The 18,182-nt window shown below is 61.4% G+C and carries 14 protein-coding genes; 5 read left to right on the top strand and 9 right to left on the bottom strand.

The genetic code is table 11. The features are described from left to right. Nucleotides 1-119: 119 nt before the first annotated feature. A complete protein-coding gene (locus CKW25_RS21385; RefSeq protein WP_095082285.1) occupies nt 120-1,583 on the bottom strand; it encodes a glyceraldehyde-3-phosphate dehydrogenase in 1,464 nt (487 codons plus the stop codon). A gap of 354 nt (nt 1,584-1,937) precedes the next feature. Here CKW25_RS21385 and mfd point away from each other — a divergent pair, with 354 nt between their 5' ends. Genes mfd through CKW25_RS21370 form a run of 3 tightly spaced genes read left to right on the top strand, consistent with a single transcriptional unit; the run spans nt 1,938 to nt 8,663 of the window. After that, entirely contained in the window at nt 1,938-5,387 is a 3,450-nt protein-coding gene (gene mfd, locus CKW25_RS21380; protein WP_095082284.1) for a transcription-repair coupling factor, read from the top strand. Nucleotides 5,388-5,397: 10 nt separating this feature from the next. After that, complete coding sequence (locus CKW25_RS21375; RefSeq protein ID WP_095082282.1) at nt 5,398-5,964, top strand: CsiV family protein; 567 nt, start codon at nt 5,398-5,400, stop codon at nt 5,962-5,964. A gap of 11 nt (nt 5,965-5,975) precedes the next feature. Beyond that, nucleotides 5,976-8,663 carry a DEAD/DEAH box helicase gene (locus CKW25_RS21370; protein WP_095082281.1) on the top strand — a complete coding sequence of 896 codons (2,688 nt, stop codon included), beginning with the start codon at nt 5,976-5,978 and terminating at the stop codon, nt 8,661-8,663. A gap of 90 nt (nt 8,664-8,753) precedes the next feature. Here CKW25_RS21370 and CKW25_RS21365 read toward each other — a convergent pair whose 3' ends face one another. From CKW25_RS21365 to CKW25_RS21355, 3 genes are all read right to left on the bottom strand, one after another. Further along, on the bottom strand, nt 8,754-9,491 hold the full coding sequence (locus CKW25_RS21365; protein ID WP_095082280.1) for an S-methyl-5'-thioinosine phosphorylase: 738 nt from the start codon (nt 9,489-9,491) through the stop codon (nt 8,754-8,756). 12 nt (nt 9,492-9,503) lie between these two features. Further along, entirely contained in the window at nt 9,504-10,514 is a 1,011-nt protein-coding gene (gene nagZ / locus CKW25_RS21360) for a beta-N-acetylhexosaminidase (RefSeq protein ID WP_095082278.1), read from the bottom strand. 197 nt (nt 10,515-10,711) lie between these two features. Continuing rightward, entirely contained in the window at nt 10,712-11,419 is a 708-nt protein-coding gene (locus tag CKW25_RS21355) for a TetR/AcrR family transcriptional regulator (protein WP_095082277.1), read from the bottom strand. Between the two features lie 251 nt (nt 11,420-11,670). Between CKW25_RS21355 and lexA the strand changes: the two genes are divergently transcribed. Both lexA and sulA read left to right on the top strand, forming a co-directional pair. Continuing rightward, nucleotides 11,671-12,279: a transcriptional repressor LexA gene (lexA, locus tag CKW25_RS21350; protein ID WP_095082276.1), complete on the top strand. Its 609-nt coding sequence runs from the start codon at nt 11,671-11,673 to the stop codon at nt 12,277-12,279. Nucleotides 12,280-12,289: 10 nt separating this feature from the next. Next, nucleotides 12,290-12,763 carry an SOS-induced cell division inhibitor SulA gene (gene sulA, locus CKW25_RS21345; protein ID WP_095082275.1) on the top strand — a complete coding sequence of 158 codons (474 nt, stop codon included), beginning with the start codon at nt 12,290-12,292 and terminating at the stop codon, nt 12,761-12,763. A 106-nt stretch (nt 12,764-12,869) separates the two neighbouring features. Here the strand turns inward: sulA and CKW25_RS21340 are convergent, their stop codons facing one another. From CKW25_RS21340 to fadA, 5 genes are all read right to left on the bottom strand, one after another. Then, a complete protein-coding gene (locus CKW25_RS21340; RefSeq protein ID WP_095082274.1) occupies nt 12,870-13,103 on the bottom strand; it encodes a hypothetical protein in 234 nt (77 codons plus the stop codon). A 151-nt stretch (nt 13,104-13,254) separates the two neighbouring features. Continuing rightward, the gene (locus CKW25_RS21335; RefSeq protein ID WP_095082273.1) at nt 13,255-13,776 is read right to left on the bottom strand and encodes a DUF6586 family protein; all 522 of its coding nucleotides are present in this window, start codon (nt 13,774-13,776) and stop codon (nt 13,255-13,257) included. Between the two features lie 142 nt (nt 13,777-13,918). Next, the gene (topA, locus tag CKW25_RS21330; RefSeq protein ID WP_095082271.1) at nt 13,919-16,540 is read right to left on the bottom strand and encodes a type I DNA topoisomerase; all 2,622 of its coding nucleotides are present in this window, start codon (nt 16,538-16,540) and stop codon (nt 13,919-13,921) included. 114 nt (nt 16,541-16,654) lie between these two features. Then, complete coding sequence (locus CKW25_RS21325) at nt 16,655-16,891, bottom strand: DUF1653 domain-containing protein (RefSeq protein ID WP_019692748.1); 237 nt, start codon at nt 16,889-16,891, stop codon at nt 16,655-16,657. 99 nt (nt 16,892-16,990) lie between these two features. Next, on the bottom strand, nt 16,991-18,166 hold the full coding sequence (gene fadA, locus CKW25_RS21320) for an acetyl-CoA C-acyltransferase FadA (RefSeq protein WP_095082270.1): 1,176 nt from the start codon (nt 18,164-18,166) through the stop codon (nt 16,991-16,993). Nucleotides 18,167-18,182: the final 16 nt, after the last annotated feature.

Here is an 18,182-nt window from a genome sequence, read left to right as displayed (position 1 = left end):
ACAACGCCAAGGCCAGGTATTATGCGATAGAACGGTAGGAGCGAGCTTGCTCGCTCCTACAAACCGCACAAACAAAAACGCCCCGACATTGTCGGGGCGTTTTCATGTGCGGCTAAGGCTTAGCGCGGGAATGCTGGCGGGTTTACACCGGCCATGTCTTCCATTACGCGAACCACCTGGCAGCTGTAACCGAATTCGTTGTCGTACCAAACGTACAGAACAACGCGGTTGTCTTGGGTGATGGTTGCTTCAGCGTCGACAACGCCAGCGTGGCGCGAGCCAACGAAGTCGGTGGAAACCACTTCCTGGGAGCTGACGTAGTCGATCTGCTTGTGCAGATCCGAGTGCATGGCCATCTGGCGCAGGTACTCGTTGATCTCTTCGCGAGTGGTAGCCTTTTCCAGGTTCAGGTTCAGGATAGCCATCGACACGTTTGGCGTAGGAACGCGAATCGCGTTGCCGGTCAGCTTGCCCTTGAGCACTGGCAGCGCCTTGGCGGCCGCGGTGGCGGCACCCGTCTCGGTGATCACCATGTTCAGCGGCGCGGAGCGGCCACGACGGCTGCCCTTGTGGAAGTTGTCGATCAGGTTCTGGTCGTTGGTGAACGAGTGAACGGTTTCGACGTGGCCGTTGACGATGCCGTACTTGTCGTTGACTGCCTTGAGCACCGGCACGATGGCGTTGGTGGTGCAGGACGCCGCCGAGATGATCTTGTCGTCAGGGGTGATGTCGCCATGGTTGATGCCATGCACGATGTTCTTCAGCGCGCCCTTGCCAGGTGCGGTGAGGATCACGCGGGCAGCGCCCGGGCAAGCCAGGTGCTGGCTCAGGCCGTCAGCGTCACGCCATACACCGGTGTTGTCGACGATCAGCGCGTTTTCGATGCCGTACTGGGTGTAGTCGACTTCGCTCGGGCCCTTGGCGTAGATAACCTGGATCAGGTTGCCGTTGGCGGTGATGGTGTTGTTGGCTTCATCAATGGTGATGGTGCCATCGAACGGACCATGAACCGAGTCGCGACGCAGCAGGCTGGCGCGCTTGACCAGATCGTTCTCGGCGCCCTTGCGGACAACGATGGCACGCAGGCGCAGGCCATCGCCACCACCGGTTTTCTCGATCAGGATGCGTGCCAGCAGACGGCCGATACGACCGAAGCCGTACAGGACAACGTCGGTGCCTTTGCGGGCGGAAGCGTTCTGCTGGCCAACCACGTCGGCCATCTCGTCACGGACGAACTGCTCGGCAGTACGGCCATTGCCTTCGGCCTTGAATTTGGCCGCCAGCTTGCCCAGGTCTACCGAAGCGGCGCCGAGCTTGAGCTCGCTCATCGCTTTGAGCAGCGGGAATGTTTCGTGGACGGACAGCTCGCTTTCGTCGGACTGACGGTGACGAGCAAAGCGGTGAGCTTTGAGAATCGCAATGACTGAACGATTGATCAGGCTGCGGCCATAGATCGAGCTCACCACGTTGTTATTGCGGTAGAGCTGACCGATAAGCGGAATCATCGCTTCTGCGAGTGCTTCACGGTCGATCCATTCACCAAGACACTGGTCGGGCTTCTGAGTCACGGGAACCTTCCACATGTAGGGGCAGAAAAAAGGGGCTACATTATGCCGCCGAGTGACTCGTGTAGCAATGCGCGCCTGTCGTTCGAGCAGTAACAAAATCTCTTGCAAAAAAAACACGCCCCGCGCCAGCCCAGTAAAACCGGGGCTTTCAGCGCCGTCAAATAATCGACGACAGCGCAGCCATGTCTGTAACCCTCCGTAACACACCCCCGTTTCGGCACTACATATCCGGCAAAACACCCACCGTTTTTGTCATTACCACTACATTTTTCGCACCCCGCGTAGATAGACACAGTCTGCAACTGACAGCCGGCACCCGAGGCCGCTACAATTGACGACTTTGTCGCAACGCTTGGAGCTCAACCTTCCGTGCCCGTTCTGCGTCTACCGCTTCTCCCTGCCGCGGCAGGTAAACAGCACTGGGGCAACCTGCCCGGTGCCGCCCTGAGCCTGGCCATTGCCGAGGCCGCCAGCGCTGCCAAGCGCTTCACCCTGCTACTGACGGCCGACAGCCAAAGCGCTGAACGGCTGGAACAGGAGCTGAGTTTCTTCGCCCCCGATTTGCCGGTACTGCATTTCCCGGACTGGGAAACACTTCCTTACGATCTTTTTTCGCCCCACCAGGACATCATCTCCCAGCGCATCGCCAGCCTCTATCGGTTGCCCGAGCTGAGTCACGGCGTTCTGGTTGTGCCGATCACCACGGCCCTGCATCGCCTGGCGCCGACCAAATTCCTGCTCGGCAGCAGCCTGGTGCTGGACATTGGCCAGAAGCTCGACGTCGAGCTCATGCGCACACGCCTTGAGGCCACCGGCTATCGCTATGTCGATACCGTGTACGAACACGGCGAGTTCACGGTGCGCGGCTCGCTGATCGACCTATTTCCGATGGGCAGCAAACTGCCCTATCGCATCGACCTGTTCGATGACGAAATCGAAACCCTGCGCACCTTCGACCCGGAGAACCAGCGCTCCATCGACAAGGTCGATTCGGTCAAGCTGCTGCCGGCGCGCGAGTTTCCGCTGCAAAAGGATGCGGTGACCCGCTTCAAGGCGCGTTTCCGCGAGCGCTTCGATGTCGACTTCCGGCGCTGCCCGATCTTCCAGGACCTGAGCAGCGGGATCACGCCGGCCGGCATCGAGTACTACCTGCCGCTGTTCTTCGACGAAACTTCGACGCTGTTCGACTACCTGCCCCAGGACACCCAGGTGTTCTCCCTGCCCGGTATCGAGCAGGCGGCCGAAAATTTCTGGAACGACGTGCGCAACCGCTATGAAGAGCGGCGCATCGATCCGTCCCGTCCTTTATTGCCGCCCGCCGAGCTGTTCCTGCCGGTGGAAGACTGCTTTGCCCGACTCAAGAACTGGCCGCGAGTGGTCGCCAGTCAGCAGGACGTCGACACCGGTACCGGTCGTGAACGCTTCCCGGCCCAGCCGCTGCCGAACCTGGCCATCGAGGCCAAGGCCAATCAGCCGCTGGAAGCACTGGCGAACTTCCTCGACGGGTTCTCCGGGCGCGTGCTGTTTACCGCCGAGTCGGCCGGTCGCCGCGAAGTCCTGCTGGAGTTGCTGGAACGCCTGAAGCTGCGACCGAAGACCGTCGACAGCTGGCCGGACTTCGTCGCCGGCAAGGAACGCCTGGCCATCACCATCGCGCCACTGGACGAAGGCCTGCTACTGGACGATCCAGCCCTGGCGCTGGTTGCCGAAAGCCCGCTGTTCGGTCAGCGTGTGATGCAGCGTCGCCGTCGCGAGAAACGCGCCGATGCCAACAACGATGCGGTAATCAAGAACCTCACCGAACTGCGCGAAGGCGCGCCGGTGGTGCATATCGATCACGGCGTTGGCCGCTACCTGGGCCTGGCGACCCTGGAAATCGAAAACCAGGCCGCCGAGTTCCTGACCCTCGAATACGCCGAGGGCGCCAAGTTGTACGTGCCGGTGGCCAGCCTGCATTTGATCGCCCGCTACACCGGCAGCGATGACGCCCTGGCGCCGCTGCACCGGCTGGGCTCCGAAACCTGGCAGAAGGCCAAGCGCAAGGCCGCCGAACAAGTGCGCGACGTGGCCGCCGAGCTGCTCGATATCTATGCCCGCCGCGCCGCCCGCGAAGGCTATGCCTTCGCCGACCCGAAGGCCGACTACGCCACGTTCAGCGCCGGCTTCCCGTTCGAAGAAACGCCGGACCAGCAAACCACCATCGAAGCGGTGCGCGAAGACATGCTCGCGCCCAGGCCGATGGACCGCCTGGTCTGCGGCGACGTCGGCTTCGGCAAGACCGAAGTGGCGATGCGCGCAGCCTTCATCGCCGTGCACGGCGGTCGCCAGGTGGCGATCCTGGTGCCCACCACCCTGCTCGCCCAGCAGCACTACAACAGCTTTCGCGATCGCTTTGCCGACTGGCCGGTGACCGTGGAAGTGATGAGCCGCTTCAAGTCGGCCAAGGAAGTGAATGCCGCGGTGGCGGATCTGGCCGAAGGCAAGATCGACATCGTCATCGGCACCCACAAGCTGCTGCAAGACGATGTGAAGATCAAAAACCTCGGGCTGGTGATCATCGATGAAGAACACCGTTTCGGTGTCCGCCAGAAAGAGCAACTCAAGGCCCTGCGCAGCGAAGTCGACATCCTGACCCTGACCGCCACGCCGATTCCGCGCACGCTGAACATGGCGGTGTCGGGCATGCGTGACCTGTCGATCATCGCCACGCCGCCGGCCCGTCGCCTGTCGGTGCGCACCTTTGTCATGGAGCAGAACAAGAGCACGGTCAAGGAGGCCCTGCTGCGTGAGTTGCTGCGCGGCGGCCAGGTCTACTACCTGCACAACGATGTAAAAACCATCGAGAAGTGCGCCGCCGACCTCGCCGAACTGGTGCCCGAGGCGCGGATCGCCATCGGCCACGGGCAGATGCGCGAACGCGAGCTTGAACAGGTGATGAGCGACTTCTATCACAAGCGCTTCAACGTGCTGATCGCCTCGACCATCATCGAGACCGGCATCGACGTGCCGAGCGCCAACACCATCATCATCGAGCGTGCCGACAAGTTCGGCCTGGCGCAGTTGCACCAGTTGCGCGGCCGGGTCGGTCGCAGTCACCACCAGGCCTACGCCTACCTGCTCACGCCACCGCGCCAGCAAATCACCCCGGACGCGGAAAAGCGCCTGGAAGCCATCGCCAACACCCAGGACCTCGGCGCGGGCTTCGTGCTCGCCACCAACGACCTGGAAATCCGTGGCGCCGGCGAACTGCTGGGTGACGGCCAGAGCGGGCAGATCCAGGCGGTGGGCTTCACCCTGTACATGGAAATGCTCGAGCGCGCGGTGAAATCGATCCGCAAGGGCGAACAGCCGAACCTCGATCAACCGCTCGGTGGCGGACCGGAAATCAACCTGCGCTTGCCGGCACTGATTCCCGAGGACTACCTGCCGGACGTGCATGCCCGCCTGATCCTCTACAAACGCATCGCCTCGGCCACCGACGAGGACGGCCTCAAGGACCTGCAAGTGGAGATGATCGACCGCTTTGGCCTGCTACCGGAGCCGACCAAGAACCTGGTACGGATCACTGCCCTGAAATTGCAGGCCGAGAAGCTGGGCATCAAGAAAGTCGACGGCGGCCCGCAAGGCGGCCGCATCGAGTTCAGCGCGCAAACGCCGGTCGACCCACTGACGCTGATCAAACTGATTCAGGGCCAGCCCAAACGCTACAAGTTCGAAGGCGCGACCCTGTTCAAGTTCATGGTGCCCATGGAAAGCCCGCAAGAGCGCTTTAATACTGTAGAGGCGCTGCTTGAGCACCTCATCCCGAAAACTGCTTGAAGGACGCCCCATGCGCCTGTTTCGCTCACTGACCCTGTTGATGACGCTGCTCGCCCCCACCGCATTTGCCGCCGACCTGTATCAGGTTGAAATGATCCTGGTTCGCCAGAACACCGTACCGGCCGTTGCCAGCCCCGCCGCACCCGAAGACTGGGCCGTGGGCGCGCAGTCGATCGGTGCCGACAGCCTGCGCACGCCGGCGCTCAACGCCGAAGTGGAAAAACTCAGCGCCAGCGCTGACTTCACCGTACTGCTGCACAAATCCTGGCAGCAGTACATCGACGAAACGGGGAGCAAAGTGGCGGTCAGCGATGGCCGGGAGCAATACGGTCACTTCCCGATCGAAGGCACGCTGGACCTCAAGCTGGGGCGCTTTACCGACGTCAACGCCAACTTCTGGGTCAATCAATTCGGCGGCAATGGCCTGGTCACCGCCAGCGAGCGTTTGCAGCAGGAAAGCCACACCAAGAATGGCCAGCTGAACTTTCTCGATAATGGCCACCTGGGCCTGTTGATCAAGATCACCTCCCTGACAGCGCCCGCAGCGCAACCAACCCCCGATGTCATTCCGGACTGATTGAAGTCCCTATGTCCCCGAGCCTGAGCAAGCCCCTGGCCCCTTCCTGGGCCAGCCGATTCAAGGAACAAAGCCTGGAGCGTGGCCGCCGCTACGCCCTGGAAAACCGCGTCAGGATCGTCGAGGCCGGCGACAGCACGATCACCGCCAGCTGCGAGGGCTCTGGCGGCAATGTCTACCGCCAGACCATCACCCTGCGCGAGTCCGCCAAAAGCACACTGTTGCTGGTCGACGCCTTGTGCAGTTGCCCGGTACGGGTGAACTGCAAGCATTGCGCGGCGGTGCTGCTCAAAGTCCAGGACACCCTGCAATACCCGGCGGCCGCCACGGACTTGCAGTTGCTGGAAAAGCTCCAGGCCGTCCTGGAAAACCGTACGCCCGCACCGCTGCCACAACAGCTGGTCGACACCGTACAACCGGTCCCGCGCCTGTGGCTGGCTAGCGTCGAGTTCAGCGCCTTCGAACCGCGCAACGGCAAAATGCAGCGCTACATCCAGCACCGCGCGGCATTGTCCTTCAGCTACCTGGACGAGTACGTCAGCGGGCAGAAAAACACCGACGTCCTGATTCGCCAGGAGCACCAGACCTTACGGATCAAGCGCCAGCCGGAAGTTGAAAAGGCCTGCCGGGAACAGCTGCGCACCCTCGGTTTCAAAGTGGCGACCCGGCAAAGCAAGGCATTGCCTGAAAGCGCCGGCGAACTCTATGAGATGGTCAATGACAGCGCCTGGCTGACCTTTACCCTCAATGAACTGCCCAAGCTGCGCAGCCAGGGCTGGGAACTGCAGATCGACGAAGACTTCGGGTTCGACCTGACGGCCGTCGATGACTGGTACGCCACGGTCGACGAAGCGCCGGAACGCGACTGGTTCGACCTGGAGCTGGGGATCATCGTCAACGGCGAGCGCCTGAGCCTGCTGCCGATCCTGCTGAACCTGATGCGTTCGCACACCGAGATCCTCAACCCGGAGCGCCTGGCCAGGCGTCGCGACGACGAGTTGATCCTGGTGAACATCCCGCACCGCCCGAACGCTGACGGCCCCCTGCAGGTCGCACTGCCGTTCGGCCGCTTGAAGCCAGTGCTGGCGACCCTCGGCGAGTTCTACCTGCAAGAGCCCGGTGAAACCACCCTGCGCCTGAGCAACGCCGACGCCACGCGCCTGAACCCTCTGCAAGACTTGCCACTGCTCTGGGAAGGCGGCGAGCACATCCGCTCCTTTGCCCAACGCCTGCGCGATATCCGGGACTGCAGCGCCGAAGTCCCCGAGGGCCTGAACGCCACCTTGCGCCCGTATCAGCTCGAAGGCTTGAGCTGGATGCAGTCACTGCGCCAACTCGAAGTCGGCGGCATCCTGGCGGACGACATGGGGCTGGGCAAAACCCTGCAAACCCTGGCCCATGTGCTGAGCGAGAAAAACGCCGGGCGCCTCGACCGCCCCTGCATGGTGGTGATGCCCACCAGCCTGATTCCCAACTGGCTCGACGAAGCGGCGCACTTCGCCCCACAGCTCAAGGTGTTGGCGCTGTATGGCGCCGGGCGCAAAAAATATTTCGAGCAACTGGGCGACTACGACCTGATTCTCACCACCTACGCGTTGCTGCCCAAGGATGTCGAACGCCTCGCCAGACAACCCTTGCACATACTGGTGCTCGACGAAGCGCAGTACATCAAGAACCCCAACAGCAAGGCCGCCCAAGCAGCACGCGAGCTCAATGCCCGCCAGCGCCTGTGCCTGAGCGGCACGCCCCTGGAGAATCACCTGGGCGAGCTGTGGTCACTGTTTCACTTCCTGCTGCCAGGCTGGCTGGGAGACGTCAAAAGCTTCAACCGCGATTACCGCGTGCCGATCGAAAAACACGCCAGCGACGTACGACTGCTGCACCTGAACGGCCGGATCAAACCCTTCCTGCTGCGCCGAACCAAGGAACAGGTGGCCACCGAGCTGCCACCGAAAACCGAGATCATCCACTGGGTCGAACTCAACGAGGCGCAGCGTGACGTTTACGAAACCATGCGCCTGGCCATGGACAAGAAAGTCCGCGACGAAATTACCCACAAAGGCGTGGCGCGCAGCCAGATCATCATTCTCGAAGCGCTGCTCAAGCTGCGCCAGGTGTGCTGCGACCTGAGGCTGGTCAATGAAGCCGCCCTGCCCACCCGCGGCAGCACCTCGGGCAAGCTGGACAGCCTGATGGAAATGCTCGAGGAGTTGTTCGACGAAGGCCGCAGGATCCTGCTGTTCTCCCAGTTCACCTCGATGCTCTCGCTGATCGAAGATGAACTGAACAAGCGCGGGATCGCGTATGCACTGCTGACCGGCCAGACCCGGGACCGGCGCACCCCGGTCAAGGAGTTCCAGAGCGGCAAGCGACCGATCTTCCTGATCAGCCTGAAAGCCGGCGGCGTGGGCCTGAACCTGACGGAAGCCGACACGGTGATTCACTACGATCCGTGGTGGAACCCGGCCACGGAAAACCAGGCCACTGACCGGGCATACCGGATTGGCCAGGAGAAGCCCGTGTTCGTCTACAAGATGATCGCCCGCGGCACGGTCGAAGAGAAAATCCAGCACCTGCAGAAGGAGAAATCCGACCTGGCGGCCGGCGTACTGGACGGTCGCACGACCGGCGACTGGAAGCTGCAGAGTGATGACATTGAAGCGCTGTTTGCGCCATTGCCTGACAAGTCGAAGCTCTAGCGACGCCTGACAAGCTCACTCCCACAAGGTGATTACTGTACCTGTGGGAGCAAGCTTGCCCGCGATAGGGTCAACCGGCGCAACGAATACTCAGCCCTTCAACACCCGCGCCAATGTCGACTTCACCTTGCCCATCCCGTCATGCAGGGCCTGCTCGATCTCGGCCATGGTGATCACCGCCGTCGACTTGCCCGCCGCCGGGTTCACCACCAGCGCCAGACAGGCGTAATCCAGTTCCAGTTCACGGGCCAGCGCGGCTTCCGGCATGCCGGTCATGCCGACGATGTCGCAACCATCACGCTCCAGGCGAGCGATCTCGGCAACGGTTTCCAGGCGCGGGCCCTGGGTGCAGGCGTACACGCCATGACTGCTGTAGGCACAGCCTTCGGCGGCCAGCGCGGCGATCAACTGTTCGCGCAAGGGCTCGCTGTAGGGATAGCTGAAGTCGATATGGGTGACCTGCTCCAGATCATCGGCAAAGTAGGTGTGCTGACGACCGCTGGTGTAGTCGATCAACTGATGGGGCACGCAGAAATGCCCGGTGCCCATGGCCGCGTGAATCCCGCCCACCGCGTTGACCGCCAGGATCGCCTGCGCGCCGGCTTGCTTGAGCGCCCACAGATTGGCCCGATAGTTGACCTGATGCGGCGGGAAGCGGTGCGGGTGGCCGTGACGGGCCAGGAACAGCACTTCACGCCCTGCATACTCACCCACCTGAATCTCGGCCGACGGCGCGCCATACGGCGTATCCAGGGCCAACGACTGACGAATGTCCAGACCTTCGAGCTGGGTCAGGCCGGTGCCACCGATAATTGCGTAAACCGTCATTGCAAAAAGTCCTTAATCAATCAGTTGGGCGTCTTTGAGGGCGCCAATAGCCGCGAGCCAACGGGGATCCTGTCGGTAATCGGTGCTGGCGAAGGCCTGGCCACGCATCCGCGCAATCCGCGCCGACGGTTTGACCTTCATGCGCTGCGCCGCCGCCAGGGCCAGTTCGGCCGCCGCACGGTCATTGCACACCAACCCCATGTCGCAACCCGCCGTCAGGGCCGCCTCGATGCGACTGGCGGCGTCGCCCACCACATGGGCGCCGGCCATCGACAGGTCATCGCTGAAGATCACGCCGTCGAACTGCAGTTCGCCACGCAGAATGTCCTGCAACCAGCGGCGCGAGAAACCGGCGGGCTGGGAATCGACCTGCGGGTAGATCACGTGGGCCGGCATCACCGCTGCCAAGTGCTTGCTCAAGCGCGCGAACGGCACCAGGTCATGGGCACGGATGTCATCCAGGCTGCGCTCGTCATTCGGGATCGCGACGTGGGAATCCGCCTCCGCCCAGCCGTGGCCCGGGAAATGCTTGCCAGTGGCAGCCATGCCGGCGCTGTTCATCCCGCGGATAAAAGCACCGGCCAACAGCGCTGCACGCTCCGGATCACCCTCGAACGAACGGGTACCGACCACCGCGCTGCGCTGGTAGTCGAGATCCAGCACCGGCGCAAAGCTCAGGTCCAGGCCCACGGCCAATACTTCGGTGGCCATGATCCAGCCGCACTGCTCGGCCAGGTACTCAGCATTCGGATTGTCGGCTATCGCCCGCATGGCCGGCAGACGGACGAAGCCCTGACGCAAGCGCTGCACCCGACCGCCCTCCTGGTCGACCGCCAGCAGCAGGTCCGGACGCACCGCGCGGATCGACGCGCTCAACTCGCGCACCTGGCGTGGATGCTCGATGTTGCGGGCAAAGATGATCAGGCCGCCCACTTCGGGCTGACGCAACAATTGGCGATCTTCGGCCGTCAGCCAGGTACCGGCGACGTCCACCATCAACGAGCCTTGCAGGCCAGCAGTCATAGAGATTCCTTGATAACGAAATGCGCGCACGGCGCGTCTTTGAAGGACCCGGCTCGAGGCAGACACACGACCGCGCCGCCAAGGGCGATGCCCGGCGCAACGGAGTCGGTAGAGGGAAACGGGAGCGGGTCTGAAACGAGAGTCGGCATGGGCGGCTAGCTTAGCGGATGTCAGCTGCCGCGCCCACCCGTGCGCGGTTAAACCTTGGCGGCCAGCGGTACCGATTTGCTGCGCGGACGCAATTGGGCCGCAGCCATGGCGTCGTCGGTCACGCCGGTTTCAGCGCGCATGCCCGCAGCCAGGAACGGCACCATCAGGCGCATGACCTGCTCGATCGAGGTATTGACCCCGAAATCGGTTTCGGCGATAGCCCGCAAGGCCTTGATCCCCGACATGCTGAACGCCGCCGCACCCAGCATGAAGTGCACGCGCCAGAACAGTTCGATCGGCGGGATACGCGGGGCGGCTTCGTTGACCAGCATCATGTAGCGGCGGAACACCTTGCCGTACATGTCTTCCAGATAACGCCGCAAGTGCCCCTGGCTCTGGCTGAATGCCAGGCCCAGCAAGCGCATGAAGATAGACAGGTCATTGCCGCTGCGTGGCTGTACCACCAGGGCCTGCTCGACGAGGATTTCCAGCAGTTCTTCCAGGCTCGGCTTGTTGTCCGGCCTGGCGGAACGACGCTCCAGCTCACGCTCGAGACTGCTGCAGAACGGACCGAGAAAACGCGAGAAGACCGCCTGGATCAAGGCTTTCTTCGAGCCGAAATGATAGTTCACCGCCGCCAGGTTGACCCCAGCCTTGCTGGTGATCAGGCGCAATGAAGTTTCGGCAAACCCTTTTTCCGCGAACAACTGCTCGGCGGCATCAAGAATGCGTTCAACGGTTTCCGACTGGGCCATGGCTACTCCGCCTGACAAACACTTGTTTGAAACATACGTTTCAGCCCGTGGCTTGTCAAGTCTACCGGTTCGTTTTACGAACGCCCAGTCAGCCATTTAACCATATAAACCGCCGGCTGTAGCCGCCCCCGTAGCGTGCGGGCCGACGATCTGTCGGTGACCGTCCGGCGACCTTGCACAAATGGAGGATTGCCAAGCCCACTCCACTGTATATAATCCCAGTCACTGTATAAAAAGACAGAGCGATCGAGATGCTAAAACTGACGCCACGCCAAGCTGAGATTCTGGCCTTCATCAAACGTTGCCTCGAAGACAACGGCTATCCGCCCACCCGTGCGGAAATTGCCCTGGAACTGGGGTTCAAGTCGCCCAACGCGGCCGAAGAACACCTCAAGGCCCTGGCCCGCAAGGGCGCTATCGAAATGACCCCCGGTGCATCGCGGGGCATTCGTATCCCGGGCTTCGAAGCCAAGGCCGACGAGTCCACCCTGCCGATCATCGGCCGGGTCGCTGCCGGCGCGCCGATTCTCGCCCAGCAGCACATCGAGGAATCCTGCAACATCAACCCGGCATTCTTTCATCCACGCGCCGACTACCTGCTGCGGGTCCACGGCATGAGCATGAAGGACGTGGGGATTTTCGACGGTGACCTGCTCGCCGTACACACCACTCGCGAAGCCCGCAATGGCCAGATCGTCGTCGCGCGGATCGGCGACGAAGTCACCGTCAAGCGCTTCAAGCGCGACGGCAGCAAGGTCTGGCTGCTGGCCGAAAACCCGGAGTTTGCCCCGATCGAAGTGAACCTGAAAGACCAGGAACTGGTGATCGAAGGCTTGAGTGTCGGCGTCATTCGCCGCTAAAGGAGGCGTTATGCAGTTTCCACACACACCACAACATGCACAACTTCCGCTGTTCGAAGCGTTTCTGGCCCAGCCATTGGCGCCGATCCTCAAAGAGGTGGCCGAGACACCCTGGAGTGCCGAACCCGAAGCCTTCAGTGAGCTGTCGTTACGTGGTGCGGCCGGGAACTGCCTGAACCTTCTGGCCCCCATCCTCAGGGAGCTGAGCCAGGACCAGGACGCCCGCTGGCTAACGCTGATTGCGCCGCCGGCCAGCCTGACCCAAGCCTGGCTACGCGATGCCGGCCTGAACCGCGAGCGTATTCTTCTGTTGCAGCCAAGCGGAACGCAAAGCGCCCAGCAACTGGCCTGCGAAGCCTTGCGCCTGGGCCGCAGCCACACGGTTGTCAGCTGGCTGAACCCGCTGAATGGCAGTGCACGGCAACAGTTGATCAGCGCTGCCCGTATCGGGGATGCGCAAAGCCTGAATATTCGCCTGGGTTAAGTGACGCGCAATGCGCACTTGAAGGCTGCAGGGCTTCTCCAGAACAGAGAAGCCGATCTGTAACAACAACGTGCAATGATGCCTCAAGAAAAACCGACAAACGGAATCAATGAAGAATCCGCGGCCCTTCTTCCTTTTCGAATTCGCCTTCGACCAGGCGCCCGGCCATCTGCACGCCCACGCTCAACATCGCCTTGGCGACCTCGACGTGCTGGCCTTGCAGGAACGCCTTGGCGTCTTCAGAGAAGTCCAGCGTCACCAGAGAACCCTCGTCCTCAGCCCTGCGCAGCTCAATACGGCCATCTGGCAGTTCGACAATTTCTAGAAAGGACGTTGGCATAAAGGTCTGTTCTCCACGAAAGGCGGGGATTATATAGGCATCGACGCTGCTTCGCTCGGGATCTTGACCGGCTGCATGTCACCGAAACCACTGTTTACGATCATCCCTGATCCATGGCCACGCTTGAGCGATCAGCGCATCATGCGGACACTCAACACTCGTTCAGCCCTTCGCGAAAGCGTAATGCCAGGCTTTTAAGGTTCTGGCGCCAACTCTCAAGTTCTTCCCTGCTCAACTCCGTCGGTGCTTCGTCATCAAGGCTCACCGCCACGATCAACGGCTGCGTCACGTCGCCTTTGGGTTTGTGCGGTGCGCGGGGTGGCTGAAACAGCGCGGCATGGGCGGCTATCAGCTTTGCCAGCCAGGTTTCGGGGTTGTGCGCCAGCTCGACCATTTCAGCCATTTCCGGAATGGCGATGGTTTCGAGCACTTCACGGGTCAGCAGCAGTTCTGCCCGTGGCGCATTGGCCTGAGGCAATCGGTAAAAACCGGCAATTTCATGGCACAGGCCCAGCAACGCGCCGTACAAATGAAACAGCGCCGATTCGCGCCCGGCCTGAATCAGCGCCAGGGAGTTCATCGCCCCCCCCGCTTCCGCTCGGGCCAACGCCTCGAGCGACAAGCCGGCAAAGTAAATTTTCTGATTGGTGCGGGTATAGAGCTCAAAGGCCATGACGGCAGTCTCCACAACGAAATAAAACGCATGATGCAGGTCAGACAGTGTCGTGGATCGGACGAGCTGACTGCAAGCCCAAAACAAAGGCCGCATGCCAACCCGAAGGTGTGCATGCGGCCTTTGGCATCGCGTTGCCCGGTTACTTGGCTACGCGCTTGTCTTCAACCACCCACTTGCCGCCATCGTAGAACGCTTTCCAGCCGGTAGGCTTGCCTTCGACTTCGGTCTGCACGTACTGCTCCTTGGTCTTGCGGCTGTAGCGGATCACCGCTGGACGACCCTCCGGGTCCTTCTTCGGCGCATCGCACAGGAAGTGGTACTTCGGATCGATCTCATCCTTGTGCGGCACGATCTCGATCACCAGCGGAGCACGGGTCTCGCGGTTTTTCGGGAACTGGCTGGCCGCCAGGAACAGGCCGGAAGCACCGTCACGCAGAATGTAAGTGTCGTTGACCTTCTCGCACTTGAGTTCAGGCATCTTCACCGGGTCCATCTTCGGCGGCGCCGCATCACCGCTTTTCAGCAGCTTGCGGGTGTTCTTGCAGGTGGCGTTGGTGCACCCGAAGAACTTGCCGAAACGACCGGTCTTGAGCTGCATTTCACTGCCGCACTTGTCGCATTCCAGGCTCGGGCCTTCGTAGCCCTTGATGCGGTAGCTGCCTTGTTCGATTTCGTAGCCGTCGCAATCAGGATTGTTACCGCAGATGTGCAGCTTGCGCTTCTCATCCAGCAGGTAGGCATCCATCGCGGTGCTGCAGATCGGGCAACGGTGCTTGCCACGCAGCACCAGCGACTCCGACTCACCTTCGTCGTCCGCGGCGATCTCGTCACCCGGCACCAGGTTGACGGTGGCCTTGCAGCGCTCTTTCGGCGGCAGGCTGTAGCCCGAGCAACCGAGGAACACGCCGGTCGATGCGGTGCGAATCTGCATCGGACGGCCGCAGGTCAGGCACGGAATATCAGTCATGACCGGCTGGTTGGCACGCATGCCGCTTTCCGGGCTCTCGGCCACTTCGAGTTTCTTCTTGAAGTCGCCGTAGAATTCGTCGAGCACGCTCTTCCAGTCACGCTCGCCTTGGGCGACGTCGTCGAGGTTCTCTTCCATGCCGGCGGTAAAGCCGTAGTCCATCAGGTTCGAGAAGCTCTCGGACAGACGCTCGGTGACGATGTCACCCATCTTTTCCGAGTAGAAGCGACGGTTATGCAGGGCCACGTAGCCGCGGTCCTGGATGGTCGAAATGATTGCCGCGTAGGTCGATGGACGACCGATACCGCGTTTTTCCATTTCCTTGACCAGGCTGGCTTCCGAGTAACGCGCCGGCGGCTTGGTGAAGTGCTGGCTTGGATCGAGCTTGATCAGCTTGAGCACGTCGCCCTGGGCCATGTCCGGCAGTACGTCGTCATCGCCCGGCTTGGCCATTTGCGGCATGACACGGGTGTAACCGTCGAACTTCAGGATGCGGCCCTTGGCGCGCAGCTCGAAGCCGCTGGCCGCGACGCTGACGGTGGTCGACAGGTATTTGGCCGGCAGCATCTGGCACGCCACGAATTGGCGCCAGATCAGCTCGTAGAGACGCTCAGCGTCACGTTCCATGCCCGACAGCTTGCTTGGATCGGTATTCACGTCAGAAGGACGAATCGCTTCGTGAGCCTCTTGCGCGCCTTCCTTGCTGCTGTAGACATTCGGGGTTTCCGGCAGGTACTTGCCGCCGAATTCGCCTTCGATATAAGTGCGGGCCATCTCCACGGCATCGGCCGAGAGGTTGGTCGAGTCGGTACGCATATAGGTGATGTAGCCGGCTTCATACAGACGCTGGGCCATCATCATGGTTTTCTTCACGCCGAAGCCCAGGCGGTTACTCGCGGCCTGCTGCAGGGTAGACGTGATGAACGGGGCCGACGGCTTGCTGCTGGTCGGCTTGTCTTCGCGCTTGGCGATGGTGTAGCTGGACGCCTTGAGCTTTTCCAGCGCGGCCATGGCCTGGGCTTCGTTGAGCGGCTTGAAGGCCTCGCCGTTTTCACGGGCCACTTCAAAGCGCACATTGGCGCCCTTGGCGGTGCCGAGGTCAGCGTGGACCTCCCAGTACTCTTCCGGGTTGAACGCGCGAATCTCGCGCTCACGCTCCACCACTAGCTTCACGGCAACCGATTGCACACGGCCGGCCGACAGGCCGCGAGCGATCTTGGCCCACAGCAGCGGCGAAACCATGTAACCCACCACGCGGTCGAGGAAACGACGTGCCTGCTGGGCGTTGACACGATCGATGTCCAGCTCGCCTGGCCGGGAGAAGGCTTCCTGGATCGCCTTCTTGGTGATTTCGTTGAACACCACGCGCTTGTAGCGGCTGTCGTCACCACCAATGGCTTCGCGCAGGTGCCAGGCAATGGCTTCCCCCTCGCGGTCCAAGTCCGTTGCGAGATAGATGGTGTCGGCATCCTTGGCGAGCCGGCGCAGCTCTTCGATGACCTTTTCCTTGCCCGGGAGGATCTCGTACTTGGCTTTCCAGCCATGATCGGGATCGACACCCATGCGCGCGACCAGCTGCTTGCGCGCCTTTTCCTTGGGCGATAGTGCCGGCACTTCACCAGCCGCCGCCTTGCCACGCTTGGCGGCAGGCTCTTTGCTGGCGCTAGCCGAACCGCTGGTGGGCAGGTCTCGGATATGGCCGATACTCGACTTCACCACGTATTCGTTGCCCAAATACTTGTTGATGGTCTTGGCCTTAGCCGGGGATTCCACAATGACCAGCGATTTGCCCATGGATCAGAAAATTCCTGAATTCTAGAAGTGAAAGGCGGTTGGCGCCTGACGCGGCACCGCTATATATAGTGGCAACAAGGTGAGGTCAAGCGCAGGGTTCTGCGCGCCCTGCCCTTATGGCCTTGAAAAAAGGCTCGGCTCGGCCTGCACCAAAGCAAAGCGTGGGACCTGCTCGCCGTCAACTTCGACCGACTCCAGGAACATGCTCAAGGGACGCACCCAAAAGCCGTAATCGCCATACAGGGCTTGGTAGAAGACCACTTCTTCTTCGGTTTCGGAGTGCCGCGCAACACTGAAAACACGGTACTGCGGACCTTTGTAATGCTGGTAGAGCCCTGGTTGTATCGGCATGCGTTGGGCCTCGCTGAAATCCAATCAAATAAAAAACAAAAAAATCTTCAGAAAAACAAAAACCGGGGCACTTGGCCCCGGCTTCCGTCAACGCAACGCTTAAACGCGTTCGAAGACGGTGGCAATGCCCTGGCCGAGGCCAATGCACATGGTCGACACACCGAAGGTGCCGCCATTTTGCTTCATCACATTGAGCAACGTACCGGAGATACGCGCGCCAGAGCAACCGAATGGGTGGCCCAAGGCGATCGCGCCGCCGTGCAGGTTAACCTTCTCGTTCATCTTGTCGAGCACTTTCAGATCTTTCAGCACTGGCAGGGCCTGCGCTGCAAAAGCTTCGTTGAGCTCGAAGAAGTCGATGTCGGAAATACCCAGGCCCGCACGCTTCAATGCTTTCTGTGTAGCCGGTACTGGACCATAGCCCATGATCGCCGGATCCACACCCGCCACTGCCATCGAACGGATCACCGCCATTGGCTGGATACCCAGGTCCTGGGCACGCTGCGCCGACATCACGATCATGCACGAAGCACCATCGGTGATCTGCGACGAGGTACCGGCTGTCACGGTGCCGCCCTTTGGATTGAACGCCGGCTTCAGAGCCGCCAGGCTTTCCAGGGTGGTTTCCGGACGAATGGTTTCGTCGTAGTCGAACAGTTTCAGGAAACCGTTCTCGTCGTAGCCCTGCATCGGGATGATTTCGTCCTTGAACTTGCCTTCCACGGTCGCCTTGTGGGCGAGTTGGTGGGAGCGCACGCCAAAGGCGTCCTGCTGCTCGCGGGTGATGCCGTGCATCTTGCCCAGCATTTCCGCGGTCAAGCCCATCATGCCCGAGGCTTTCGCCGCGTACAGCGACATGTGCGGGTTAGGATCGACACCGTGCATCATGCTCACGTGACCCATATGCTCGACGCCGCCCACGACGAACACGTCACCGTTGCCGGTCATGATCGCTTGCGCCGCGGTGTGCAGGGCACTCATGGACGAGCCACACAGGCGGCTGACGGTCTGGCCGGCAGCGGTGTGCGGGATCTGGGTCATCAGGGACGCCATGCGGGCGATGTTCCAGCCCTGCTCCAGGGTCTGGTTCACGCAGCCCCAGATCACGTCCTCGACTTCGCTCGGGTCGACCTTGACGTTGCGTTCCAGCAATTTTCTGATCAGGTGCGCCGACATGTCTTCAGCGCGGGTGTTGCGGTGCATGCCGCCCTTGGAGCGGCCCATCGGAGTACGACCGAAGTCGACAATCACGACGTCTCTAGGATTCAAGCTCATACGTTCACTCTCACTC

This window comes from Pseudomonas sp. Irchel s3h17 (assembly GCF_900187505.1).
In the GTDB taxonomy this organism is placed as follows: Bacteria; Pseudomonadota; Gammaproteobacteria; order Pseudomonadales; family Pseudomonadaceae; genus Aquipseudomonas.
This window is presented reverse-complemented; position numbering and strand designations above follow the sequence as displayed.

Excerpts from the sequence above, each read along its gene's own strand:
- CKW25_RS21385 (WP_095082285.1), bottom strand. The coding sequence starts at position 1,583 with ATGTGGAAGGTTCCCGTGACTCAGAAGCCCGACCAGTGTCTTGGTGAA.
- CKW25_RS21375 (WP_095082282.1), top strand. The coding sequence starts at position 5,398 with ATGCGCCTGTTTCGCTCACTGACCCTGTTGATGACGCTGCTCGCCCCC.
- CKW25_RS21370 (WP_095082281.1), top strand. The coding sequence starts at position 5,976 with ATGTCCCCGAGCCTGAGCAAGCCCCTGGCCCCTTCCTGGGCCAGCCGA.
- CKW25_RS21365 (WP_095082280.1), bottom strand. The coding sequence starts at position 9,491 with ATGACGGTTTACGCAATTATCGGTGGCACCGGCCTGACCCAGCTCGAA.
- nagZ (WP_095082278.1), bottom strand. The coding sequence starts at position 10,514 with ATGACTGCTGGCCTGCAAGGCTCGTTGATGGTGGACGTCGCCGGTACC.
- CKW25_RS21355 (WP_095082277.1), bottom strand. The coding sequence starts at position 11,419 with ATGGCCCAGTCGGAAACCGTTGAACGCATTCTTGATGCCGCCGAGCAG.
- lexA (WP_095082276.1), top strand. The coding sequence starts at position 11,671 with ATGCTAAAACTGACGCCACGCCAAGCTGAGATTCTGGCCTTCATCAAA.
- sulA (WP_095082275.1), top strand. The coding sequence starts at position 12,290 with ATGCAGTTTCCACACACACCACAACATGCACAACTTCCGCTGTTCGAA.
- CKW25_RS21340 (WP_095082274.1), bottom strand. The coding sequence starts at position 13,103 with ATGCCAACGTCCTTTCTAGAAATTGTCGAACTGCCAGATGGCCGTATT.
- CKW25_RS21335 (WP_095082273.1), bottom strand. The coding sequence starts at position 13,776 with ATGGCCTTTGAGCTCTATACCCGCACCAATCAGAAAATTTACTTTGCC.
- topA (WP_095082271.1), bottom strand. The coding sequence starts at position 16,540 with ATGGGCAAATCGCTGGTCATTGTGGAATCCCCGGCTAAGGCCAAGACC.
- CKW25_RS21325 (WP_019692748.1), bottom strand. The coding sequence starts at position 16,891 with ATGCCGATACAACCAGGGCTCTACCAGCATTACAAAGGTCCGCAGTAC.
- fadA (WP_095082270.1), bottom strand. The coding sequence starts at position 18,166 with ATGAGCTTGAATCCTAGAGACGTCGTGATTGTCGACTTCGGTCGTACT.